This window comes from Streptomyces phaeofaciens (assembly GCF_014648915.1).
Taxonomy (GTDB): Bacteria; Actinomycetota; Actinomycetes; order Streptomycetales; family Streptomycetaceae; genus Streptomyces; species Streptomyces phaeofaciens.
In genome coordinates, this window is sequence record NZ_BMSA01000018.1 from 148285 (window position 1) to 172626 (window position 24342).

The window sequence follows — 24342 nt, forward strand, 5'->3', positions numbered from 1 at the left end:
GGGGTGGTCAGTCGGCCGGGACGGTCTCCGGCAGGCCGAGTGCGCCGGCGATGTGGCGCCAGATCGACGCGAGCGCCTTGTCCAGGGTGACCATGGGATCGCGGAGCATCAGGCGGATGCCGTAGCCGTCGCTCAAGGACAGGACGAGGGTGGCGAGTTCGTCCACGTCGGTCGGGGTGAACTCGCCGGACTCGATGCCCCGCCGCACCGCGCCGCTCACCCACGCGTGCAGCTCGGCGTACAGGTCCACGGCGAACACCCGGGTGGACTCGTCGCGCAGCGCGCGGACCCATAGTTCCTGCCACAGCCGCCAGTCCTGGTGCAGGACGGCGTCGGTCGGCAGCAGGCTGCGCAGGATCCGGGCCAGGATGACCGCCGCCGGTGCCGTCCCGGCGTCGCGCTCCACGTCGACCGCCGTGTTGGCGAAGGAATGGGCCATCGCCTCCGTGAACAGCTTCTCTCGGGTGTCGAAGTGGTAGTGCAGCAGCGCGGTCGACACACCGGCCCGCTCCGCGACCATCCGCATCCGGATCTTCTCGAAGCCGATCTCGGCGATGGCTTCGCACGCCGCGGTCAGGATGCGCTCGCGCGTGTCCGCCGTGCGCACCTTGGTGGGCACCCTGCGACTCCCCTCGTCCGGCGGTCGTTCACCGCCGTCATTGTCCCTCACGCGCGTTCCGCCCGCGCCGCCGCCTCACGCGGTGGCGGCGCCGCGTAGGTGTGGAAGCCCCGGCCCGACTTGCGGCCGAGCAGCCCGGCCTCGACCATCCGGGACAGCAGCGGCGGCGGGGAGTACGAGGGGTCCCGGAACTCGGCGTAGAGCGACTCGGCGATGGCACGGGTGGTGTCCAGGCCGATGAGGTCCGTCAGCGCCAGCGGCCCCAGCGGGTGCGCACAGCCGAGGACCATGCCGCGGTCGACGTCCTCGACGCTCGCGACACCCGACTCGACCATGCGGATCGCGGCCAGCAGATACGGCACGAGCAGCGCGTTCACCACGAAGCCCGCCCGGTCCCGGGTGCGGATGACCTCCTTGCCGAGTGTGCCGGACACGAAGGCCTCGGCCCGGTCCGCGGTCTCGGCCGAGGTGAGCAGCGACGGGACGAGTTCGACCAGCCGCAGCACCGGCACCGGGTTGAAGAAGTGGACGCCGAGGACCCGCTCGGGCCGGCCCGTCGCCGCGGCCAGCTGGACGACGGGGATCGACGAGGTGTTGGTCGCGAGGACGGCACGCGCGCCCGTGACGACCGCGTCGAGCCGGGTGAAGACGTCGAGCTTGAGCCGCTCGTCCTCCGCCACCGCCTCGATCACCAGATCGCGGTCGTGCAGCGCCTCGACCTGGTCGACCACGGTGATCAGCGCGACGGCCGTCTCGCGCCGTTCGGCGGTGAGCCTGCCGTGCGCGACGGCCTTGTCCAGGGAGGCGCCGATGCGCCGCAGGCCCGCGCGGACCGCGTCGGCGTCGCGTTCCACGACCGTCACCGGCAGGCCGGCACGTGCGCAGACCTCGGCGATACCGGCCCCCATCAGGCCGCAGCCGACGACTCCCACGCGTTCGATGTCGGTCATCCGTCGTCGTCCTCTCTCCCTCTCTACGGCGAGGTCCTCGGCGTTCCCGGGACCCAGGGGTCGGTGAGCGCCGGGGCGGGTGACCGCCCCGGCGGGTGTCAGCGGGCGGCGGGCAGGTCCAGCACCCCCGGGCCCCGCTTGATCAGCTCGTTGGCGATGATCAGCCGCTGGATCTCGGAGGTGCCCTCCCAGATCCGGTCCACGCGCAGCTCCCGGTAGAGCCGCTCCACCGCGTACGCACGGTCGTAGCCCCGCCCGCCGTGGATCTGGAGGCACCGGTCGATCACCCGGCCCGAGGCCTCGCTCGCCGCGAGCTTGGCGATGGACGCCTTGGCGTGCAGGGTCTTGCGGTCCCCCGGACCGGCCTGGTCCACCTCCCAGGCCACCTGGTGGGTGTAGGCGCGGTTGACGGCGATGTCCACGGCGCAGTCCGCGAGCATGCCCTGGACCAGCTGGTACGTGGCGATCGGGGCGCCGAACTGCTCGCGCTCCACCGCCCAGTCACGGGACAGCTCCAGCGCCCGCTCGGCCGCCCCGGTGGTCCGGGCCGCGATCATCAGGCGCTCCTCGGTGAACCAGGAGCGGGTGATGTCGTACCCCTCGCCGATTCCGCCCAGCACGGCGTCCTCGTCCACCTGGACCTCGGTGAACGTGAACTCGGGGTGCTCGTAGACGAAGGTGTGCATGAAGCGCGGCACGCGCGTCATCTCGATGCCCGGGGTGTCCTTGTCGACGAGGAACAGTGTCGGGGCGCGCTCCGGACCCGCCGCGGCGAGGACGATCATGAAGTCGGCGTGGTCGCCGACCGTCACGAACCACTTCTCCCCGTCGAGCACCCACCCCCGGTCGTTCTTCGTCGCCGTGGTGGCGATGTTCTGCGGGTCCGACCCGGCGCCGCGCTCGGTGACCGCGTAGCAGTCCCGGCGCTCGCCCTTGATGACCGGGACCAGGAAGCGTTCGCGCTGCTCCGGGGTGCAGAACCGCAGCGCGTTGGCGGGCCGCCACACCATGTCCCACAGGGCGCCCGTCAGCCGCCCCAACTCCTCCTGCACGGTGACCTGTTCGGCGATGGTGAGGCCGGCGCCGCCCCATTCGGCCGGCATGTTGACGGCCTGGAGGCCCGCGTCCAGGACCGCGTCGCGGATCTCGGCGTGCGCGCTCGCGGGCAGCCCGTTGTCCTCCTCGCACCGCGTCTCGTAGGCGGCGATGAAGTCGGTGAGGGCGCGCGCGTCGGCCTTGAGCTGTGCCTGGCGCGGGGTGAGGCGGAAGTCCATGGAAGTCCTCGCTGTGTGGTGGTCGGAAGGGGGGCGGGGCAGGGCGCGGGCGGGGTCAGTGCGTGGGCAGGGCCAGCGCGCCCGTGCCGCGCTTGATGAGTTCGTTGGCGATGATCAGCCGCTGGATCTCGGAGGTGCCCTCCCAGATCCGGTCGACGCGCAGCTCGCGGTAGATGCGCTCGACGGGGTAGGAGCGGTCGTAGCCGCGGCCGCCGAAGATCTGCAGACACCGGTCGGCGACCCGGCCGGCCGCCTCGCTGGCGGCGAGCTTGGCGGTGGACGCCTTGGCGTGCAGGGTCTTGCGGTCGGTGTGCGGCTGGTCCGCCTCCCAGGCGACCTGGTGGGTGTAGGCGCGGTTGACGGCGATGTCCACGGCGCAGTCCGCGAGCATGCCCTGGATCAGCTGGTAGCCGGCGATGGGGGCGCCGAACTGCTCGCGCTCCACGGCCCAGTCGCGGGCCAGTTGCAGCGCTCGCTCGGCAGCGCCGACGGTGCGGGCCGCGATCATCAGGCGCTCGTCGGTGAACCATTCCTTCGTCAGCTCGTAGCCGTTGCCGACACCGCCGAGCACGTCCTCGTCGCCCACGAAGACGTCGGTGAAGGTGAACTCGGGGTGCCCGTTGACGGCGGAGTGCATGAAGCGCGGCACCCGGGTCATCTCGACGCCGGTCGCGGCCTTGTCGACGAAGAACAGCGTGGGCAGCCGCTCGGGACCCGCGTCCGCCTGCACCAGCAGGAAGTCGGCGATGTCACCACAGGTGACGAACCACTTCTCGCCGTTGAGCAGCCAGCCGCCGTCGGTGCGCGTGGCCGTGGACGTGCCGGAGGAGGGATCGGATCCGGCACCCGGCTCGGTGACGGCGAACGCGTCGAACCGCTCCCCGCGGATCACGGGCAGCAGGTACTTCTCGCGCTGCCGCTCGTCGCCCTGGGCCAGCACGTTCGCGGGCCGCCAGGGAATGTCCCACAGGCAGTTGGTGGCCTTGCCGAACTCCTCCTCGACGATGACCTGGTCGAGCAGGCTGAGCCCGGCGCCGCCCCATGCGGCGGGCATGTTGATGGCGTAGACGCCGGCGTCCATCGCGGCCCGGGTCAGCTCGCTGACGAGTTCCTGCGGCAGGGGACCGCCGGCCTGCTCGGACTGGTCCTCGTACCGCATCAGCAGCCGGGCGTAGTCGGCCGCGCGCCGCTTCAGGTCGGACTGTTCGGGGGTGTAGCGCATGTCCATGGGGACCACCTCTTCGGTCGGGGGAGGGCGAGGGGGAACGGGTCGCTCAGGGGGCAGGGGGCAGGGGACAGGGGCGGCGGCGGGGGAGGGACCGCTCAGCCGAGTACGGCGCGTGCGTCCAGGGCGAGCGCACCGCGGGGGCCGACGAGGAGCGGGTTCACCTCCAGCTCGGCGATCTCGGGGTGGGCCGCGGCGAACGCGGTGATCGTCTCGACCGCCGCGGCGGCCGCGGCCACATCGACGGGAGGCCGTCCGCGTACCCCGTCGAGCAGCGCGGCGGTACGCAAGGAGCGCAGCAGGCGCAGGGCACGGCCGGCGGGCACCGGCGCCAGCGTGAAGGCGACGTCGCGCAGCGACTCGGCCAGCACTCCGCCCAGGCCGACCATGGCGACCGGGCCGAACCGCGGATCGCGGTTGACGCCGACGATCAGCTCGATCCCGTCGGACAGGTCCGCCATGGCCTCCACGGAGTACGCCCCCGCGCCGAGCCGGGCGCGCATCTCGCGGAAGGCGGCGAGGACCTCGTCGGGCCCGGCCAGACCCAGCGCCACTCCGCCCGCGTCGGACTTGTGCAGCAGATGCAGCGCCTTGAGCACGTACGGGCCGGGGAACTCGGCGACGGCGGCGAGCAGGTGGGACTCGTCGTGGACCTCCCGGGCGGCGGGGAAGGCCAGCCCGGCCGCCGCGAGGGCCGCGCGGATCCGGGTGTACCCGGTCTCGTCCAGCGGCGACGCGGGCCGGGGGAGGGGAGCGATGCCGGGCGCGGGCCCGTCGGCCGCCGTGGCGGCGAGGGCGCGGGCAGCGTCCTCGGTGGCGTCGAAGACGGGGATGCCGGCGGCCGCGAGCGTGCGGCAGCTGGGGGAGTCGGGATACATCGACTGCACCACCAGCGGTTTGGCGATGGCGTGCTGCCGGGCCGCGATGAGCCGCGCGGCCTCCCGCTCACCGTCCGCCAGTGCCGTCCCGCCTCCGCCGAGGCCGCCCCCGGAGGCCGCGTAGCCGCCGAAGTAGCCGGTCATCAGTACGGCGTCGACCTCCTCGGCGGCGAGGAGTTCGGCGACGGTCGTGGCGTACGACGCGGGGTCCTGCTCGCCCATGCCCGCCAGGTCCACGGGGTTGGCGACGGCCGACTGCTCCCACAGCGCCTCGCGCAGCCGCTCCCGGGCCGGCGCGCCGATCTCCGGGACCGACAGCCCGGCCGCCTCGACGGCGTCGGCGGCGATCACGCCATGGCCCCCGCCGTCGGTGAGTACGGCGACCCGGCGGCCGGCGCTGCGGCGCGGGCCGGTCGACGCGGCCAGGACGACGGTGAGTTCGCGTGGGGTGGCGACGAGTTGCACACCGGCGTCGCGGCAGGCCGCCGTCACCACGTCGGAGGAGGTGGTCAGCGCCCCGGTGTGCGACTGCGCGCTGCGCGCGGAGGCGTCGCCGCGTCCCGCGGTGAGCAGCACCACCGGCTTCCCGGCCACGGCCGCGGCCTCGGCGAAGGCTCGTCCGTCCGCGAAGTCCTCGGCGTAGACCGCGATCGCCCGGGTGTCCTCGTGGCGGGCGCAGTCCGCGAGCAGGTCGACGAGGGTGACGTCGGCCTGGTTGCCGAGCGACACGAACCGGGAGAAGCCGAGTCCGTGCGGGGCGAAGCGCAGCTGGAGCTCGAGGGCGAGGTTGCCGCTCTGGCTCAGCAGCGCGATGCCGCCGGGTGTGAAGGTGTCGGAGGCCAGGAACAGGTCGGTGGTGTTGTCGGCGATGCCCAGGCAGTTGGGGCCGACCATGACGGCGCCCGCGGCCCGCACCCGTTCGGCGACGGCCTGCTGGCGTTCCCGGCCGGCGTCGCCGGTCTCCGCGAAGCCGGCGGTGATCGCGACGATCGCGCGTGCCCCGCACTCCAGGGCCTCGTCGACGGCCGATTCGAACCCGGCGGCGGGCACACAGACCACCGCCAGGCCGACCGGTTCGCCGATCGCGCTCAGAGTGGGGGCGGCGGTGCGGCCGAGCACCGTTCCGCCGCGCCGGTTGACCAGATGGACGGGACGGCGGCCGTCGGCGCGGACGGCCTGGGCGGCGATGGCGTGGCCGTACTTCGCGGGGTCGTCGCTGGCGCCGACCACGGCGACGGAGACCGGGTCGAAGAGGGCCGAGAGGTCACGTCCCATGTCACTTCCCCAGTCGCAGGGCGGAGTTGGGGCAGGCGGCGACGGCGGCCCTGGCGGCGTCCTCGCCGGCCGGCGGCACGGACGTCTCCAGCAGCCGCGCGTAACCGAAGTCGTCGAGGTCGATCAGCTCGGGCGCCGGTTCGCGGCACAGGCCGTAGCCCTGGCAGAGAGTGGAGTCCAGCAGCAGTTTCATGGTGCGGCCCTTTCTGGGGGGCGGAGCGAGGGGGAGGGGAGGTGTCAGGGCACGGCCACCAGGAACCGGCGTCCGTCCTCGGCGGACGGGCCGGCGCAGCCGGGGCAGCCCGGATACCGGTGTGCGTCGACACGGTCGGGGAAGTGGGTGAGGAGGCTGGCGGCGATCCGCGCGGCCGCGTCCAGGAGTCCGCAGGCCCCGCGGCCGGGCAGTTGCCGGGACCAGCGCCGCAGCTTGTCCGGCGTGCCGGGCTCGGCCGTGCCGCGGACCACGGCCGCCAGAGCGCCGGCGAGCGCCCCGGTGCCGGAGACGCACACGCCGCACTGCCGGGCGCTCTGGGCGGCGAGATAGGCGGTGGCCTCGGTCGCCACGGCGACCGGGCAGTCCTCGGGGCGCAGGAAGTACAGCGCTCCGCAGCCCAGCGCGCCACCGGCGGTGCGCAGCCCGTCCTGGTCGAGCGGGAGGTCCGCCCAGCCGGTTCCGTACAGACCGCCGAACAGTCCCCCCAGCAGGACGGCCTCGGCCTTTTCGTGCCCGCAGGAGCCGGCCAGGTCGTCGAGGCGGGTGCCGGCGGCCACCTCGGCCAGAGCCGGACGGCCGCCGGACCCGGACAGGGTGACCAGATGGGCGTCGGCGATCCCGGGCGCGGCCTCGGGCCAGGTGTGCAGCAGGGCGATCCGGGCCAGGGTCTCCACGTTGGCGACCAGGGTGGGTGCGCCGCCGACCCCTCGTTCGAAGGGGCGCGGGGGTTTGGCGGTCGGCAGCGCCGGACCGCCGTCGATACGCCGTACGGCCGCGCTCTCCTCCCCGGCGACATACGAGTGGAGCGTGCGGACGACGTCCACCGGCGGGCCGGCCGGCCGCTCGGCGAGGGCCCGCAGGACGGCCCGCTCGGCGCGGGCGTCGGAGAGGTAGACGCAGCCGCGGCCGGCGCCGGTCATGGCGGCCGCCAGGCGCAGGCCGTCCAGCACCAGATGCGGCCGGTGGCGCAGCAGCCAGCGGTCCTTCACGGAGCCCGGCTCGCCCTCCTCGCCGTTGGCCACGACGACGGGCGTGCCGGGAGCGTCCCGGACGGCGCGCAGCTTGAGCGCCGCGGGGAATCCGGCACCCCCGCGGCCGCGCAGTCCCACGGCGTCGATCCGTTCGAGCAGGGCGTCGGGCGCGGGCGCCGGGGTGTATCCGCCGGCGGCGAGATAGCGGGAGGCGTCCTCGTACGGGACGGGGCCGCCGCCGGGCGGCCGGGTGAGGAGGCCGTGCCGTCCTTCGGGGAGGAGGGAGAGTACGCCGGTCATACGGTGCTCCTGTGCTCGCCGCGTCGGGTTCTCAGGCGGGCCACCGCCCGTTCCAGGGCCTGCCGCTGGGCCGTCGCCCGCTCGTAGCCGGGGCCGGGCAGGCCGATCAGCATCCGGTGGTGGTCGAGGACCACCTCGCCGGCCAGCAGCGCGGGGCCCGCATCGGCCGGTATCGGCTCCTCGGCGGCCGCCACCACCAGATCGGTGACCTCGCCCAGGTAGCGCAGCCAGCCGCGCTGCGTGCCGCGCAGCACCAGCCGTTCGACATGGCGCCGCTCGGCGGCCACGAGGACCGGGGGCGGACCGTCGGCCGCCGGGGCCCGCAGGGCGGCCACGGCGGAGGGCAGCTCCTGTTCGGGCTCCGGTGTGAGACCGAGCCATGCCAGATTGCGGCGAGCGCTCATGTACGTGCCTCCGTGGGCGCTCCCGCTCCCGGCGAGGGAGCGAGGTGGCGCGGCGATGGCGAGAGGGGGATGCTCCTCCGCCCGCTGTGCGGGGCGGGGAGCCGTGCGGGCACCGGCCGGGGCCGTGCGGCGCGTGACGTGCGGCTGTCCGGATCGGGACGGCCGGGCTGCGCGGACCAGTGGTCCTCGGGCGGCCGGCCGCTGTCCTCGCGGGGTCGGCCCGTCCGCCTGCAACGAGACTAACTAACTAATTAGTCAGCCCACAAGCCTTGACTTGTCCCGGCTCCGGTCCCAGTCTGACTAACCAATCAGTCAGCCGGATTCCGCAGGCCCGGAAGGGAAACCCGCGGCCCATCCCGGCCACAGCCTCACCGCCCATCGCCGCCCCGCGCGGCGCGGAGGAGGACCCCATGAACCCCTCGACCACCCAGGCGGCGACCGCGCCGCCCGGCCCGCCGAGCGAGAACCCCGATCACCCCGGCACGGCCCTGGCCGCCCGCTACTACACGGATCCGGCCGTCGCGGCCGCGGAGACCGAACGGGTCTTCGCCAAGTCCTGGCAGCTCGTCTGCCACGAGTCGGACCTCCCCGGCCCGGGCGCCCGGCTGACCGCCACCGCCGCCGGGCGCGAGGTCCTGGTCGTCCGCACCGAGGACGGCGGCCTCGCCGCCCACCTCAACGTCTGTCGCCACCGCGGAACCCGCCTGGTCACCGGCCCGGAGCCGGAGGGCAAGGCGATCCGCTGCCCGTACCACGGATGGACCTACAAGCTCGACGGACGCCTCGTCGGTGCCCCCGAGGCCCGCCGGATCCCCTGCCTCGACAAGCCCCGGCTCGGACTGCACCCGGTCAACGTGGAGTCGTTCCTCGGCTTCGTCTTCGTCAACCTCGACCTCGAGGCCGCCCCGCTCGCCGAGACCTGCGCCGGGCTCGCCGAGGCCGTCGGCCGCTACGCCGGACCCGGCCTCACCCCGGTCGGCAAACACCGCATCCACGACGTCACCGGCGGTGAACAGCAGAAGGCCAACTGGAAGGTGATCGTCGACAACTACCTGGAGGGCTACCACGTCCCCGTCGCCCACCCCGCGCTGATGCGGCTGCTCGACTACCAGGCGTACACGGTGGACGTGCGGGAGCACTACGTCCTGTTCGAGTCACCGCTGCGGGACAAGCCCTCCTCCAACTGGACGGAGCGGCTCTACCAGCGGCTCGCCACCCCCATGCCGGGGCTGATCGAGGCCGACCGGCGGGTCTGGCGCTACGCCGTGATCTACCCGAACACGCTCATCGACTTCTACCCTGACCACGTGCTCGCGTGGACCGCCCTGCCGACCGCCCAGGACCGGGCGGCGATCCCGGGCGCCTTCTACACCCGGCGCGGCGAGAGCCTGCGCACCAGGATCGCCCGGCGACTGAACATCCACATCGGCTGGCTCACCAACGACGAGGACGCCGAGCTGGTCGAGCGCGTACAGGCCGGCCTGTCCACGCCCGGGTTCGAGCCGGGCCCCCTCTCGCAGCGCGAGGCCGCCGTCGGCTGGTTCGCCCGCAGGATCCGCCAGGACCTGGAGGGGGAGGACCGGTGACACCCCGCCGCCCCACGGCCGGCCCCCACCCGGCCGGGTCCCCTCGGCGCGCCGCGCGTCTCCCGGCCGGCGCCGTACTCCTCGCGGCCGGGTCCCACCGGCGCGCCACTCGTCGTCCGGCCGGGTCCCCTCGGCGCGCCGCGCTCCCGTGGACCGGCTTACCCCGGACCCGCTGACGCACGTCCGTACCTTCCCCAGACCGGTCTTCACTACGGAGTCACAGGGCCTCCGTGAGCCGACCAGCCGGTCCCGCCCTGGACTGTTGTGCCGTTCCTCGACGGAGAGGACGCTCCATGTCCCCCGAGGTACCACCCCCGACCCGACGCGCCCTGCTGCGGGCGGGCGCCGGCGGCCTGCTGGGCGCCGCGGTCGGAGGCTGCGGGTTCATGCCCGCGAAAACGCCCGACGACAAGGATCTCGCCCCGGTCCGCGCCCGCGTCGACGGCGATCTCGTCTACTTCAACTGGGCCGACTATGTCGACCCGTCCGTCTTCAAGGGTTTCGAGAAGGAGTACGGCGTCAAGGTCATCCAGTCGAACTTCGACTCGATGGAAGGCATGGCCGCCAAGCTCAACGCCGGCAACCGCTACGACATCATCTTCCCCAGCGCCAAATGGGCGCAGCGCCTGGCCCGCGGCGGCCGGCTGCGCCGGATCGACCCCACGCAGCTCACCCACGCCGAGGACGTGTTCGGCACCTACTCCTACTTCGCCGACCCCTGGTACGACCCCGGCTCCGCGCACACCGTCCCCTTCACCGCCTACAAGACCGGCATCGGCTGGCGGCGCGACCGGATCGGCGAGCTGAGCGGCTCCTGGAAGGACCTGTGGAACGACCGGGCCGCCGGCAAGGTCTTCCTGCTGGACGACCGGGACGAGGTCCTCGGCATGGGTGCCGTGCAACTCGGCCTCGACGTCTCCACCGGCGACGCCGGCGACCTCGACCGCATCACCGATCTGCTGGGCACCCTGCGCCCCCGGCTGCGCGGCTTCTCCAGCGACAGCTACAACAACCTGCTCAACGGGAACGCCGTGATCACCCAGGCCTGGAGCGGTGACATGGCCGCCATGCTCAACCAGGCCGAGGACCCCTCCGTGTTCGGCTTCCAGGCCCCCAAGGAGGGGACCCCGATCAACTCCGACTGCTACGCCATCCCCTGGAACGCCCCCCACCCCGGCACCGCGATGCTGTTCATCGACTACATGCTCCGGCCGGAGAACGTGAAGAAGAACATCGAGTACATCGGCTACCCCATGCCGGTGGCCGGCTCCGAGAAGGTCTACGCCGCACTCGTCGAACCCTTCCCCGAGTGCCTGGTCACCGAGGCCGACCTCAAGGCCGACCTGTTCTTCCGCAACGGCGGTCGCGCCGCGGAGGACGCGCGTGACACCGCGTGGACCCATGTGAAGGCGGGCTGAGACATGACACCGCCGCGTCACCCCGCGCGCTCCCGCCGCCGCGGCCCGGACGCCTCCGGCGCCCGCATCTGGACCTGGTTCATGCTCCCCGGCACCCTGTGGATGGCCGCGTTCCTGATCGCCTCCCTGGCGCTGGTCGCCGTCCTCACCGTCGGCACCACGGACGAACTCGGCAACCCCCGCTTCGGGTTCGACCTCGCCGGCGTCCGCGCCCTGGCCGACCCCGCCTACACCGAGGTCCTGGCACGCTCCCTCGGCTACGCCCTGCTGACCTGCGTGATCTGCCTGCTGATCGCCTACCCGGTGGCGTACACCATCGCCCTGTACGGCGGCCGCTGGAAGCACGCGCTCATCGCCGCGATCGTCGTGCCGTTCTTCGCCAACTACCTGGTCCGCATGTACGGCTGGTCGGTGGTCCTGTCCGACGACGGACCGCTGCTGCGCGCCCTGCGCGCCGTCGGACTGGCCGACGAGGGCACGAAGATCCTCAACACCGGTTTCGGTGTGATCGCGGGACTCGTCTACGGATTCGTCGTCTTCATGATCATCCCGCTGTACGCGGCCCTGGAACGGCTGGACGTCTCCCTGATCGAGGCCGGCCGCGACCTCTACGGCGGCCCCGTGCGGACCTTCCTGTTCGTCACCCTGCCCGCCACCCGGCAGGGCGCGGCGGCCGGACTGGTCCTGGTTTTCCTGCCCGCCATGGGCGACTTCGTCAGCGCACAGCTGATGGGCGGCCCGGACCAGATCATGATCGGCAACCTCATCCAGGACAAGTTCTTCCAGGGCCAGAACTGGCCGCTCGGATCCGCGCTCACCATGCTGCTGATGCTCGTCCTGCTGGTCGGGATGCTCGGCTACCTCAGGCGCACCCGCAAGGACGAGGCGGAGGCCCGCCGATGACCCAGCTCAGCCCGACCACCACCACGGCCCCCGCCCCCGACCGTCCGGTCGAGCGCACCCGTACCCGGCGCGGCCGCGCCGGCCGCAGACCCCGCGTCCTCGTCGCCGTCACCGCGCTCTTCTTCGCACTGCTCTACCTGCCCATCGCCGTGGTGACGCTGTTCTCCTTCAACTCCCAGAAGTCCCTCACCGTCTTCGACGGGTTCAGCCTGCGCTGGTACCGCGCCTTCGTCCACGACGACGTCCTGATCTCCTCGCTGGGCACCAGCCTGCGGATCTCCCTGGTGGCGACGGCCGGCTCGGTCGTCCTCGGCGGGGCGCTGGCGCTCGGACTGGTGCGCAGCCGCACCCGGCTCGGCTCACTGGCCGGCCTGATCATGCTGGTCCCGCTGATCACCCCCGAGATCGTCACCGGCGTCGCGTCGATGCTCCTGTTCAAGGGCCTGGGCGTGACCCTGTCCACCGGCACGGTGATGCTCTCGGAGATCACCTTCTCCCTCTCCTACGTCACCGTCATCCTCCGTTCCCGGGTCGCCGCCCTGAATCCCGAGGTGGAGGAGGCCGCGATGGACCTCGGAGCCACCCGCTGGCAGGCGGTCCGCCTGGTCACCCTGCCGGCCCTGCTGCCCGCCGTGCTCGCCAGTGCCGTACTGATCTTCGCGCTCGTCTTCGACGACTTCGTCCTCGCCTACTTCACCACCGGCGTCGACCCCCAGCCGCTGTCGGTGCGGATCTACTCGGCGATCCGCTTCGGGGTGCAGCCCACCATCAACGCCGTCGGCACGCTGATGCTCGCCGGATCCATCGGCCTGATCGCCCTGGCCCTGTTCATTCCGCGCCTGTTCGGCCGCCGCGGCGGCCTCGACATCCTCTCCGGGAGCTGACCATGGACGCGACCCACGCCGTCCGCCTCGACGGAGTCTCCAAGCGCTTCGCGGACTCCTACGCCGTCCACGACCTGAACCTCGACATCGAGGCCGGCCGCTTCTTCTCCCTGCTCGGGCCCTCCGGCTGCGGCAAGACCACCTCACTGCGCATGATCGGCGGCTTCACCGACCCGACGGAAGGATCGGTGCTGCTCGCGGGCGAGGACGTGACCGCGCTGCCGCCCGACAAGCGCAACGTCAACACCGTCTTCCAGAGCTACGCCCTCTTCGACCACCTGAGCATCGCCGACAACGTCGCCTTCGGCCTCAAACGCAAGGGGGTGCAGAAGGCGGAGATCCGGCGCCGCGTCGGCGAGATGCTGGAACTGGTCCAGCTCGACGGATTCGCCGCACGCAGGCCCCGCACCCTCTCCGGTGGCCAGCGCCAGCGCGTCGCCCTCGCCCGCGCCCTGGTCAACCGGCCCGCCGTCCTCCTGCTCGACGAACCGCTGGCGGCCCTGGACCTGAAGCTGCGCCGGCAGATGCAGGTGGAACTGAAGCAGATCCAGCGCGAGGTCGGCATCACCTTCGTCTTCGTCACCCACGACCAGGACGAGGCACTGACCATGTCGGACCGCATCTGTGTCATGAACGAGGGCCGCGTCGAACAGTGCGGCACCCCCGAGGACGTCTACGAGCACCCCGCCAGCCGCTTCGTCGCCTCCTTCATGGGCACCTCCAACCTCATGACCGGCACCTACCGCGACGGCACGGTCACCCTCGACCAGGGACCCGCGCTGCCGGTCGGCCCCCGCACCGCCATCGCGGACGGCACCGCCGTCAGTGTGTCCGTACGCCCCGAGAAGGTCTGGCTGTCCGACTTCGAACCGGGCATGTCGATGCAGCGCGGAGTGATCCGCGAGACCGTCTACAGCGGCCCCACCACCACCTATCTGATCGAACTCGCGCCCGGCGTCACGCTGTCCGTGCTGGAGCAGAACACGGCCCGCGCCCGTATGGAGGACCGCTGGAGCGGCGGCGAGACGGTCGAGTTCGGCTGGCGGCCCGAGCACTGCCTCGTCCTCGCCTGACCGCCGCCACCCGATCGAAAGCGAAACCGATGCATCACGACGTGATCGTTCTCGGCGCCGGGCTGGCCGGGCTCGCCGCCGCCCGGGACCTGGCGGCCGCCGGCGCCGACGTCCTCGTCCTGGAGGCCAGGGACCGGGTCGGCGGCCGGGTCGAGCAGGCCAGGCTCCCCGACGGCCGCACCGTCCAGCTCGGCGGAGAGGTGGTCGGCCGCGCCCACACCGCCTACCTCGGCCTCGCCGGGGAACTGGGGCTGAAGACCGTGCCCAGCTATGTCGCCGAGCCCGGCCGGATGGTCCGCGCCACACCCGAGGGCACCTCGGCCGGCGAACCCCCGCACTGGTTCGGCGACGGCGACGCGGCCCTGCACGAGCGGCTCGGCGCGCAGTTCACGGCCCTGGCCGCCACCGTCGACCCCGACGACCCCTGGTCGCACCCGGACGCGGCCGCCCTGGACCGGCTGTCCGTGGGCGCCTGGCTGCGTTCCCGGCACGCCACACCCGCCGTCGTCCGCCTGTGGGAGATCGGCCAGCTGGCACTCGCCGGAGGCTCCTACGAGCGGATCTCCCTGCTGGCCGCCCTGCGCAAGAGCGCGGCCGTCCCCGCCTCCGGACCGGGCGACTACGACTACGACGACTGGGAAGGGCTGCGGCTCGCCGAGGGCTCGGCGACCCTGGCCGAGGTGATGGGCCGCGAACTCGGCGCGCGCGTCCGCCTCGGCGCCCCCGTCGCGGCCCTGGACATCCGCCCCGGCCGCTGTACCGTCCGCCTGGCCGGCGGCGAGGTCCTCACCGCCGGGGCCGTGGTGAGCGCCCTGCCCGTGGGACCGCTGCGGTCCGTCGCCGTCACCGGCGTGAGCGAGGCCCGCCTCGCCTCCCTGCACCGGCAACGCCACGCGACGGCCGCCAAGTTCGCCGCCGTCTACGACCGCCCCTTCTGGCGCGCGGACGACCTGAACGGCCTCTCCGAGTCCGAGGGCGTCCTCGGCAGCACCTGGCCCCAGAACGAGGGCGTCCTGTCCGCGCTGATCCCGCCCGAACGCTACGGCGTCCTGCTGGGCACCCCGCCCCACCTGCGCACCCCCGAACTGCTCGCCGAGATCGCCGCCCTGTACGGCGACGAGGCCCGCCGCCCGCTCGCCTGCCACCTGCGGCTGTGGGGCAGCGACCCCTGGACCCAGGGCTACGTCACCCAGTGGCCGCCGGGTGAGGTGATGGCCGTCGGCCCGCTCCACGGCACCCACGAACCCCCGTTCTACGTCTGCGGATCCGACCAGTGGGTCGCCGGATACATGGAAGGCGCCGTCCGCACCGGCCGCGCCGCAGCGAAGGAGGCACTGCGCCGTGGCTGACCACGCCCGCCTGGCAACCGTCCTCAACCACATCGGCGGCACGGAGACACCCGCCGCGTCCGGCGCCACCCTGCGCCTGGTCGACCCGGCCACCGGACGTGTCCACGGCACCGCGCCCCTGTCCGGCACCGACGACGTCGACGCCGCCTGCCGGGCGGCCGACAACGCCCGGCACGCCTGGTCGAACACCACCCCGCAACAGCGACAGACCGCACTCCTGCGCATCGCCGACGCGCTGGAGCGGCACGCCGACGCCCTGGCGAGCGCCGAGGTCGCCGACACCGGCAAACCCCGCGCCCGCTTCCTCGCCGACGAACTGCCCGCGATCGTCGACGTGGTGCGCTACTTCGCCGGCGCCGCCCGCAACCTGCCGGGCGCCGCGGCCGCCGAGTACACCCCCGGCCGTACCTCCGTGCTGCGCCGGGAACCCATAGGCGTCTGCGCGCAGATCACCCCCTGGAACTACCCGCTGATGATGGCCGTGTGGAAGACCGCCCCCGCGCTCGCCGCCGGCAACACCGTCGTCCTCAAACCGTCCGACAGCACACCCTCCTCCGCCACGCTCCTGGCCCGGCTGGCCGCCGAGCACCTGCCGCCCGGGGTGCTCAACGTCGTCTGCGGCGACCGTGACACCGGCCGTCTGCTCGTCACCCACCCCGCCGTCCGGCTCGTCGCCCTCACCGGCAGCGTCCGGGCCGGACAGCAGATCGCCGCGGCCGCGGCGGCCGATCTCAAACGACTCCACCTCGAACTCGGCGGCAACGCCCCCGTGCTGATCCACGACGACGCCGACCTCGACGAGACGGTGGAGCAACTGTCCTCACTGGCCTTCTACAACGCGGGCCAGGACTGCACCGCCGCCACCAGGATCCTGGTCCACCACCGGATCCACGACGCCTTCCTCGACGCCTTCGCCGAGCGCGCCGCGAAGCGGGTCCCCGGCGGCCCCGACGACCCGGCCGCCGACTTCGGCCCGCTCAACAACGCCGCCCAGCTCGCCTCCGTACGCCGCCTGCTGGAGACCCTGCCGGAGCACGCCGAGGTCGTCACCGGAGGCGGCCCGCTGGACCGCCCCGGCTTCTTCCACCGGGCCACGGTGGTCGCCGGGGTCCGGCAGGACGACGAGATCGTCCAGAGCGAGGTGTTCGGCCCGGTCGTCACCGTGCAGCCCTTCACGGACGAGCACGAGGCGTACGAGCTGGCCAACGGGGTCCCGCAGGGGCTCGCCGCGAGCGTCTGGACCCGCGACCACGACCGGGCCATGCGCGCGAGCCGTGCCCTGCGCACCGGCATCGTCTGGGTCAACACCCACGGCACCACGGTGTCGGAGATGCCCCACGGGGGCGTACGGCACTCCGGCCACGGCAGCGATCTCTCCCTCACCGGGCTGCTCGACTACACCCAGGTCAAGCACGTCATGCTGTGACTCGCCGACGGCCATGAAGTGGGAGAACCCGTTACGCCGCCCTTTCAGGCAAAGGCCTCGTTCGCGAGAGCAACCAGGACACCGCCTACGCCGGTCCCCGGCTGCTCGCCGTCGCAGCCGCCGTCGACGGCGGCTGCGACGGCAGCGAAGGAGCGCTGCCGGCGCAGCCGCCATCGACGCGCTCAAGCACCTAGAAACGGACAGCATCAGCTGCGTCGGTGGAACCCGCGGCGGACGCGACCTGCGTCCACCCCTGATGCGCACATCCGGCAGCGCTGCCACCGTGGGCCTCCTCGCCGTGGCACGCGGGCATCGCGGACCACGAGCAGCGCGAGGAATCTGAGGGTCAAGCCTCCCTTCTGAAGACGAGCACCTCGGTGGAGGCGACGCCCATGGGTGCCAGGAAGCTGGCCTCCAGGCTGCAGCCGAGGGTGGCGAAGAGGTCCACACATGTCCGGCGGGGCATGGCGGCCGGATAGGAGTCGTGCCCCGCGCCACCCTGCATCGCCCAGGCGCGAACCACAGCCGGCTCCAGGCAGGTCTCGGTCATCACGTCGAAGACGATCCGGCCACCGGGTCGCGTGACACGCGCCATCTCGAAGAAGTAGCGGGAGGCGCAGAGGAAGGTCACGGTGTTGAAGACCTTGTGGGCCTGCACCAGATCGATGCTGCCGTCGGGTGTCGGGGCGAGACTGCTTCCCGCGGTCGGCCGGGCGACCACGCCGAACGTGTTCACCAGGTAGTCGGCCCAGGGCGCTGCCGTCTCGTAGATCTCGTAGCGGTCCGGTGAGCACTCCTTCAGCGTCTTCTCCAGGTACCGTCCGGAGCCGGGACCGATCTCCAGCACCGCCTGCGGGTCGGCGGCGAAGACACCGACAGCGCTCAGTTCATCGATGGTGGACTGGGTGGCGCCCGGCGTCCCGTTCATGACCTCGTCGATGTGGTCACCGACCGACAGGCCGGCCGCCCGCGCAGCCCGCATCGTTGCCTCGAACGGGAGGAAGTCGTCGACGCCACCCCGATTCTCGGTGCTGCGCACGATGTCGAATCCTGTACGCCCCACGAGCCGCTTGATTCCCGACTTCCATGCTGACGTTCCCTTGCTCGCTGCCTTCATCGGACATGCCCCCCAAGTCGTGTCCATCCTCAATATCATCATATGGTTGCTTACAAGCTGTGAAGCGGTGAATTCGCTGTGCACCTGTCGAAGGCCTGGCCCACGGTTCCGGGGGCCGATGCCCGACGGCCGCGCACGACTCCAGGACGCTCGGCCCCGTTCCCGCCCGCCGAACGGCAGGCCGAGGGTGCCATCGCCGGCTACCTGACGGACCCTCTGTCGTCGTCTGTCCGGGCTCCGTTCACCGGTGCTTCCCGGAACTCCCTCAAGTCGACGGCTGCGCGCGACCTCTTACTGAGCGATCAGCTCTTGGCCGCCGCAGGCGCACCTGTCTCGTGCTCATGCTCCACCGCGTCGGAGGTGGGATGCCGGCAGTCTCGAGCTAGGCGAGGTGTCCGTGCGGATCACCACGTAGATTCCGTGCCCGGTGGGGACGTTGCTGTCGGGTGGTTCACGGTTGACCGGACGTACGTGGGGGGCGTAGCGCCCCTGGTCCTGCTCTGTCCGGAGCGCCTCGTCCCGCATTCGTCTCGCCCCCTCGTCAGGCTCGTCAACTCGACGGTCACGGCGCGCCTTTCGGCGTGCACTCGGGCGATCGCCGCGAACGGGATTCGCAGCTCGGCGTCGAGGCGGCGCAGCAGCAGTCCCTCGTCCCCGAAGCGGAGCTCAGTCGCCGGGGGCGGATCGAACTCCTAAAGCGGAGGCTCGCTGATGACCAGCGGCAGCGGCCAGCCGGCGCAGGCCAGTAGTGCACTGCCGTCCTCGGTGAGAAAGAGCAGGGTGGTCCATGTCCGATCGGCAGAATCGATCAGCCCTGTGCGCACGGGCCGGCCGTGTTCGCGGATGAGTTGCACTGCTCGTTCCAGCCCAAGAGGTTCGAGTCCGCGCATTCGCATGCGCTGAAGACGGCGGTTGAAGACTCCGGCATGCTGGCCTGCGGGTTGTGCCCGGTCTCCCACCCAGTAGGTGGCGCCGCTGCGGAGGGTGGCCAGAGCTTTCAGGGACGCCTCGTCATCACCGGTCAACAGCGATTCCAGCACATGCCGTTCCATGGTCACCCCCGTTGGGATCTTGCGGTACGGCACCCTGGACCGCAACCCCGGCAACCTCCCCCCCCCCGCACGGGGCGTCCCTCCGGGCCCGCGCAGGGGGCCGGTATGGCCGTCTTTGGCCGATCCAGCTAGAGCCACGGACCAAAAGGTTGCGGCCGTGTTGTACCCCCACGGCCGCCCCACAAGCGCACCGGATCCAGCGGGAAAGAGGGGGAACCACGGTGAAGCCAACCGGGCCCGACGAAGCTGCATCACAGCGGTTCGTCCAGGTCAGTGTCCAACCCGCCTGCAAATGATTGCTGCTTCCCAAGCGGAGGGCTTCGATGCCGTAGTTCTGGGGCGGTTGGGGCGCTCGCCGGCAGTGGCCATGCCGGTCATCAGCCCGGCCGTTCGCCGGGATACGCGGGCGGCCGCGGAGACGTATCCCACCCCGCGGCGGGGGCGACCGCTCAGAGGTGGCTGTCGAGAAATTCCCGTACCTCGGCGGTGATCATAGGCCCTGTGCCGTGCGCCACCACTTTTCCCTCCTTCAGCAGGACGTAGGACGCGGCTCCGGTGATTCCGTAGCGCTTGGTTGCGGACGGACAGCGCGTCATGTCGGTGCGGACGGCCGTCAGGCGGCCCGTGTACTCGTCTGCGATGTCACCCACGACGATGTCCATCGCCCGGCAGGGCTCGATTGCCTTGGGCCATGTCCCGGTGAAGTAGGCGAGCACCGGGACCGCGCTCATCCCGAGGATGAAATCGAACTCCGCGTCCTCACGGGGTTGGTGAACCCACTTCGCCATGGAAGCTCCAGACCTTGCGTTCGTCATTGCGTCCCCATCCTCCCCCGGCGGCCGACGGGGTGCGGCAGACCGAGTCCGGTCGGTCGTCTGGCCGGCCGGTGGGCGCGTGAGGGAGCGTGGCGGTTGCGATTCGGCCCGTGGGGGCGTTGCCTTCCATGCGGTCCCTGCGCTCCATGCCCTGTACGGGGACGGGACCGGTTCGGCGCGCGAGCGCCGACCGCTGCTCCGGCTCCGTCCCCATCATCCCGAGGTCGCGATCGCCTGGGCTGACTCCGTCAAGCTGAACTGCGTCCCGCCAGAGTCGCACTACCCGGCCGACGGGTGAGGCTTTGCTCAGGAGCAGTTCCACTGGTGTGCCAGGGTGACGGGCGCGAACCGCGAGCAATCATTGGTGGCTGGATAGGTGTCGGAGCCGACGTACGACCACCTGGTGCTGGAGGTGAACTGGAAGAACTGAAGGACCGAGCCCTCGTCCTGGAGCTGGACCCGGTCGTCGCCTGTCGCGCCGGCACCAGCTTCGAAGCGGACGGCTGCGTACAGCGTGGTGCCGCAGCTGCCGTAGTAGAAGTTGCCGGGCTTCGGCTGGATGTGGCCGACCCTCTTGGCGTGCTCCCAGGTTTGGGTCACTGCGGACTTCACGTCGGCGTGGACCGCCAGATTCTTGCACGCAACAGGGACGGCAGCGGCGGCGCTCGGCGTCGCCGTCGGGCGGGAGGCGCCGGCCATCGCTTTGGCGGTGGGGTCCTGGGTGCCCGCCACCGCGGTCGCGGTGTCGGATGCGGTCACCGCCTGCGAGTCCGCCCGTGTGGGCGAGGCCGAGGACGTCGCGGATCCCGAGGCACTGCGGGCAGCCGTAGCCGCGGCGCTCGCACTCGCTGCCGAGTCGGAACCGTCGTTGCAGGCCGCCAGGCCCAAACAGGCTACGAATGCCAGTGCGGTGGTGGCCGCGGGCCGCGCGTAGTCGAAGGTCACGAGTCCCCCACTCCCGACGCGATCTTTCGCGCCCCCGTTCGTCGCCGCAGACTATAGCCCCGGGCCTTGCCTGCGGTTCGCCTCGGACCGCATGAGGACGTGCCTCCGTAGACCTCTGTTTGACTGGCGGGGCATTGGCCCGACCAGCGTAACGATTCGCAGGTAGGAGAGGGGCGCCGTCGCTACGCGCTATGGCGGTGGTGACGGACTCCTTTCGGCACAGGCTCCGGCCTGGGCGTCCTTCGCGTTGCCGGTGACGATGGCGGTGGATCGCGAGCCCGGTACTCCGTGAGGACGAGCGGCCTGGTTGCGCCTGCGAAGACTGAGGGGAAGTCTGGGGGCCACGAGGGAGTCGCGAAGGCGCCCGGGTCTCGTGGTCGAAAGGCTCTGCCGTGGACTGCTACGAATGCGCTCAGCAAGGGCGTGAACGGGTCGCGATCGCTGTGTGCCGGGTATGCGGGGCGGCTGTGTGCACCGATCATGTACGCACGGAGGGAAAAGTACTGAACAGCCCCGCGAGCCCGGGCAAGGTCACACATGACCGGGCGGCCCGCCAGCTGACCTGCCCGGTGTGCCGAGCGGCGGAGGTGTCGCCGTGACCGAGGCAGGGCTCGACTTCCCGATGATCCCCAGCGCTCCGGGCCTTCTCGCCCGTGGCGCGGCGACGTGGCCGGGACGAGGCGAGGGGTCATGAGGATCCGACGGCCGACCTGATCACTGTGCGCCGTCGAAGCTCCACGCCTCGATGTCGCGGTAGCGGATCGGGCCCGGGCCGCGACCGTAGTTGCTGCCGACCAGGTGGAGGCGGTCGGCGCGCCAGCTGCGGCCGGTGAACGTGGCGAGCCCGGTGGCGACCTCCAGCACGCTGAGGGGATCGTCGCGGCGAGCCCGGGCAAGTGTCAGGTGCGGCCGCAGGGGGCGTTCCTCCAAGGCAACCCCGCACTCCCTGACCAGCCTGCGGACCTCGGTGGCAAGCGTGTGGAGCCCGGTCAGGTCCCCGTCGATCCCGGTCCACAGCACTCGTTCGTCGAAGTGGCCGCTGCCGCGCAGCGCCAGTTTCACGGGGCCGCGCCGCGCCGCGAGGTCCGCGAGCGGCCGCCGCAGGAGCGGCACGACCGTCACCGGGAGCTCGCCGAGGAACGCCAGAGTGATGTGCCAGTCCTCGACGCGGTTCCACCGCATCCGAGGATGGGTCTCGTAGGAGGGCCGCAGCTCTCGCTCCAGCTCCTCCTTCGCGTCGTCGGGCGGGGCCAGCGCTATGAACACTCGGACGGTGGAGGCATCGGACTCTTCGTTCACACAGGACTTCGTACACCATCCGGCGAGCCCGGAACGAACCAGGGCAGTATGCCGCTGAGCTGCGTCGCCGCCCCACTCCCTGGTGTCTTGTCCGCTGACAGGCCTTTCGGACAGGTGTTGTCGGAGGCGAAGACGAGCCGATGTCGAACTCGCCCGGCTTGATCGTGGTGACGTCGGCGCCGACCTCCTCGACGATGCCGACGGGGCGGGCCTCGGGTCAGCGGCGGGTGCTGGTGCGCTGGCCGCCGTATTCGACATCGGTGACGTGCTCCAGCCAGTCGACCTCGTCGGTCTCCCACAGGGCGATGTGGGTCATGAAGCGGTCCGGGGCGGCGCCGTGCCAGTGCTCCTCACCGGCCGGGGTCCAGATCGTGTCGCCCGGGTGGGCTTCGAGGATCTCGCCGCCGCGCGGGCGCTAGCCGGCCAGCCGGTCTCCCCGGGCACCCCCTACAGCCACATCCCCGACCTATGTGAACGGCGCGCCGCGCCGTCCCTGTCGGCTCGAAGCTCGTACGAGGCGGATGAATCCCGGCAAGATCGTTCTCACCGGGATTTCCTGCACCTCAACCACGTACACCCGGCAGTGCGCCGAGCACGGCGGCGAGGCTGTGCGGGTCGCGGCGGGCGATGTTGTGGCCGACGGGGATCTCGTGGACCCGCCAGCCTGCGTCGGTGCGCAACCGTTCGGTCAGGGTCACGAACGGGCTACCCGGCCACGCGCCACCACTGATGAACGTTCGGCCGAGCGGGCGGCTGGGGTTGTCTCCCAGCCTGATCGACTGGACGAAGCTCGCCAGCGGGTGAGGTCGCGCGCGAGGGTCGAGTCCTTCGGGGACTGCGACCCATCGACCGTCGGCGCGGGCGCCGGCCATGAACAACTCCCGGAAGCGGTCGCTGGTCAAAGACCAACACGAATCCCCGTCGTCCGGGACGTAGGCGTCGATGAAGACGAGCTGATCGAGGCGGTCGCCAAGCAGATCCGCGACACCGGCGATCACCATCCCGCCGTAGCTGTGCCCGCACAGCGCGACGGGCGTTCCGTCGCCACGGTCGATGATCTCGGCTACCTGGGCAATATGGGTGTCGAGGTTCGGCGGGCGGTCCACATCGGCTGGGCCGTCCGACTCCAGCCCCGACAGGGTCACCGCCTCGACGTGGTGACCGTCTCGGTGCAGTTCGGCAGCCACCGAGTCGAACACCCAACCGCCTTGCCAACCGCCCGGTACCATAACGAACTTCACCGCGTCATCGTAGGTCAGCAGAACCCGATGAGGGCAGCTGGCGATCACTCGCTTCGGCAACGCTCGGGCTGGCAGCGGCGAACCGTAGGAGCTCGTCGCAGGATCTTGTGCGCACGGTGGTGAGTGAGTGCCACCGGTCGGCAGCCGATGGCGCTGGGGACTGCCTTGACGCGGCTGCTGGTCCGCGGGGTGCAGGGTGTAGTCCCAGTTTCCGTGGAAGCGGTGCCGGGTGATTGGCAGAGCGGTGATGACCGGGTCTGCGTGGTGAAGTGTGGGCCTCTGACAACTCCGACAGCAGGGAGCGTTTCTTCCGATGACCGCACAGCCCGCACGTCCTGAGCGCAGCGGTTCCGAGACCGCCTCGGTCATGGATGTCTCGCCGTTCAAGCCTCCTCTCGTCAAAGCGGTGTTCAGGGACGTGACCCCGATGCACGTCTCTCGGTCGGCCGCGTGGGCCGCCGCGTCGGTGACGCGGACAGTGCTGACGGAGATCATCGACGGCGCGAGGAGAGCGGCGGCGGAAGAGGCCCGGAAGAAGCTGATACCCGGGGACCTTCTCTCGGCGATCGACCGCAACGTCGAGCTCGAGGTGGGGGCCAAGTGGTACGACCACAGCCCGACGTTTCGAGGCCTGACCGGCGTCCTGTACGACGCCGAGGGTGTCATCGTGCCTTCTCGTAAGCGCAGCAGGTCGCGCAGGCCGAGTGCCGTGGTCGGCGCCCACAGGTTCGAGGCCGGGGTCAAGAAGCTGCTGAGGAGCCAGGGGGCGACGGCCGTCCCGGCGATGGTCCGCGATCTGGACGGAATCGCGAGCGTGTTCCTGACGGACCTCGCCCGGGACGCGGCCATGGTCGTCCGCGAGGGCGGGGTCCAGCGTTTCGGCACGGTCACCCTGGTGATGTCGGGCGAACCGGCCCCACCCCCGTTGCTCAAGGATTCCCTTCCGGCCCTGTCCGCCCGCAGGGGAGACGGGCGGACCATCGGCACGGATGACGTCCTGGCCGCCACCACGATTCAGTTGTTCGGCGGCAACCTCAGGCAGCGAGCCCTCACCGAGGCACGCGAGGCGACACGGAACACTTGGGGCGGCTGAGCGGGTGCGACCGACATCGCCGACCTTTGCG

Annotated in this window: 23 protein-coding genes and 1 pseudogene; 10 read left to right on the forward strand and 14 right to left on the reverse strand. The window is 71.7% G+C overall.

Annotated elements, in window-relative coordinates; genetic code table 11:
• Positions 1–7: 7 nt before the first annotated feature.
• The 8 genes from IE275_RS27885 to IE275_RS27920 all read right to left on the reverse strand — a co-directional run bounded on the left by IE275_RS27885 (position 8) and on the right by IE275_RS27920 (position 8110).
• A complete protein-coding gene (locus tag IE275_RS27885; protein WP_189714183.1) occupies positions 8–619 on the reverse strand; it encodes a TetR/AcrR family transcriptional regulator in 612 nt (203 codons plus the stop codon).
• 47 nt (positions 620–666) lie between these two features.
• The gene (locus tag IE275_RS27890; RefSeq protein WP_189714184.1) at positions 667–1569 is read right to left on the reverse strand and encodes a 3-hydroxybutyryl-CoA dehydrogenase; all 903 of its coding nucleotides are present in this window, start codon (positions 1567–1569) and stop codon (positions 667–669) included.
• Positions 1570–1667: 98 nt separating this feature from the next.
• Entirely contained in the window at positions 1668–2843 is a 1176-nt protein-coding gene (locus IE275_RS27895; RefSeq protein WP_189714185.1) for an acyl-CoA dehydrogenase family protein, read from the reverse strand.
• A 55-nt stretch (positions 2844–2898) separates the two neighbouring features.
• On the reverse strand, positions 2899–4071 hold the full coding sequence (locus IE275_RS27900) for an acyl-CoA dehydrogenase family protein (RefSeq protein WP_189714186.1): 1173 nt from the start codon (positions 4069–4071) through the stop codon (positions 2899–2901).
• A gap of 95 nt (positions 4072–4166) precedes the next feature.
• Complete coding sequence (locus IE275_RS27905; protein ID WP_189714187.1) at positions 4167–6221, reverse strand: acetate--CoA ligase family protein; 2055 nt, start codon at positions 6219–6221, stop codon at positions 4167–4169.
• 1 nt (position 6222) lies between these two features.
• A complete protein-coding gene (locus tag IE275_RS27910; protein ID WP_189714188.1) occupies positions 6223–6414 on the reverse strand; it encodes a ferredoxin in 192 nt (63 codons plus the stop codon).
• Between the two features lie 44 nt (positions 6415–6458).
• Positions 6459–7706 (reverse strand): NADH-ubiquinone oxidoreductase-F iron-sulfur binding region domain-containing protein, encoded by a 1248-nt coding sequence (locus IE275_RS27915; RefSeq protein WP_189714189.1) that lies wholly within the window; start codon positions 7704–7706, stop codon positions 6459–6461.
• Complete coding sequence (locus tag IE275_RS27920) at positions 7703–8110, reverse strand: hypothetical protein (RefSeq protein WP_189714190.1); 408 nt, start codon at positions 8108–8110, stop codon at positions 7703–7705. The genes IE275_RS27915 and IE275_RS27920 overlap by 4 nt, the downstream gene beginning before the upstream one ends.
• Positions 8111–8520: 410 nt before the next feature.
• Here IE275_RS27920 and IE275_RS27925 point away from each other — a divergent pair, with 410 nt between their 5' ends.
• The 8 genes and pseudogenes from IE275_RS27925 to IE275_RS47265 all read left to right on the forward strand — a co-directional run.
• Positions 8521–9696 carry an aromatic ring-hydroxylating oxygenase subunit alpha gene (locus IE275_RS27925; protein ID WP_189714191.1) on the forward strand — a complete coding sequence of 392 codons (1176 nt, stop codon included), beginning with the start codon at positions 8521–8523 and terminating at the stop codon, positions 9694–9696.
• Between the two features lie 293 nt (positions 9697–9989).
• Positions 9990–11114 carry a polyamine ABC transporter substrate-binding protein gene (locus tag IE275_RS27930; protein WP_189714192.1) on the forward strand — a complete coding sequence of 375 codons (1125 nt, stop codon included), beginning with the start codon at positions 9990–9992 and terminating at the stop codon, positions 11112–11114.
• Positions 11115–11117: 3 nt separating this feature from the next.
• Positions 11118–12017, forward strand: coding sequence for an ABC transporter permease (locus IE275_RS27935; RefSeq protein ID WP_189714193.1), 900 nt, complete (start codon positions 11118–11120; stop codon positions 12015–12017).
• Positions 12014–12901 (forward strand): ABC transporter permease, encoded by an 888-nt coding sequence (locus tag IE275_RS27940; RefSeq protein WP_229870632.1) that lies wholly within the window; start codon positions 12014–12016, stop codon positions 12899–12901. Before IE275_RS27935 ends, IE275_RS27940 begins: the two co-directional genes overlap by 4 nt.
• A 2-nt stretch (positions 12902–12903) precedes the next feature.
• Positions 12904–13974, forward strand: coding sequence for an ABC transporter ATP-binding protein (locus IE275_RS27945; RefSeq protein WP_189714194.1), 1071 nt, complete (start codon positions 12904–12906; stop codon positions 13972–13974).
• A gap of 29 nt (positions 13975–14003) precedes the next feature.
• Positions 14004–15323 (forward strand): flavin monoamine oxidase family protein, encoded by a 1320-nt coding sequence (locus IE275_RS27950; protein WP_189714195.1) that lies wholly within the window; start codon positions 14004–14006, stop codon positions 15321–15323.
• Entirely contained in the window at positions 15316–16749 is a 1434-nt protein-coding gene (locus IE275_RS27955; RefSeq protein WP_229870633.1) for an aminobutyraldehyde dehydrogenase, read from the forward strand. The genes IE275_RS27950 and IE275_RS27955 overlap by 8 nt, the downstream gene beginning before the upstream one ends.
• Positions 16750–16778: 29 nt before the next feature.
• Positions 16779–16969 (forward strand): annotated as a pseudogene (locus IE275_RS47265) (hypothetical protein); the annotation flags it as partial.
• 126 nt (positions 16970–17095) lie between these two features.
• Here IE275_RS47265 and IE275_RS27960 read toward each other — a convergent pair.
• From IE275_RS27960 to IE275_RS27975, 4 genes are all read right to left on the reverse strand, one after another.
• Positions 17096–17866: a methyltransferase domain-containing protein gene (locus tag IE275_RS27960; RefSeq protein WP_229870635.1), complete on the reverse strand. Its 771-nt coding sequence runs from the start codon at positions 17864–17866 to the stop codon at positions 17096–17098.
• Positions 17867–18558: 692 nt separating this feature from the next.
• Positions 18559–18906: a hypothetical protein gene (locus IE275_RS27965; RefSeq protein WP_308435701.1), complete on the reverse strand. Its 348-nt coding sequence runs from the start codon at positions 18904–18906 to the stop codon at positions 18559–18561.
• A gap of 461 nt (positions 18907–19367) precedes the next feature.
• Complete coding sequence (locus tag IE275_RS27970; RefSeq protein ID WP_189714198.1) at positions 19368–19706, reverse strand: thioredoxin family protein; 339 nt, start codon at positions 19704–19706, stop codon at positions 19368–19370.
• A gap of 333 nt (positions 19707–20039) precedes the next feature.
• Positions 20040–20492, reverse strand: coding sequence for a hypothetical protein (locus IE275_RS27975; protein WP_189714199.1), 453 nt, complete (start codon positions 20490–20492; stop codon positions 20040–20042).
• Positions 20493–21070: 578 nt separating this feature from the next.
• Between IE275_RS27975 and IE275_RS47270 the strand changes: the two genes are divergently transcribed.
• Positions 21071–21277 (forward strand): DUF2180 family protein, encoded by a 207-nt coding sequence (locus IE275_RS47270; RefSeq protein ID WP_189714200.1) that lies wholly within the window; start codon positions 21071–21073, stop codon positions 21275–21277.
• A gap of 115 nt (positions 21278–21392) precedes the next feature.
• Here IE275_RS47270 and thpR read toward each other — a convergent pair whose 3' ends face one another.
• On the reverse strand, positions 21393–21977 hold the full coding sequence (thpR, locus tag IE275_RS27985) for an RNA 2',3'-cyclic phosphodiesterase (protein WP_229870638.1): 585 nt from the start codon (positions 21975–21977) through the stop codon (positions 21393–21395).
• Between the two features lie 563 nt (positions 21978–22540).
• Positions 22541–23218 (reverse strand): alpha/beta fold hydrolase, encoded by a 678-nt coding sequence (locus IE275_RS27995; protein ID WP_229870640.1) that lies wholly within the window; start codon positions 23216–23218, stop codon positions 22541–22543.
• Between the two features lie 313 nt (positions 23219–23531).
• Here IE275_RS27995 and IE275_RS28000 point away from each other — a divergent pair, with 313 nt between their 5' ends.
• Complete coding sequence (locus IE275_RS28000) at positions 23532–24311, forward strand: hypothetical protein (RefSeq protein WP_189714202.1); 780 nt, start codon at positions 23532–23534, stop codon at positions 24309–24311.
• Positions 24312–24342 lie beyond the last annotated feature (31 nt).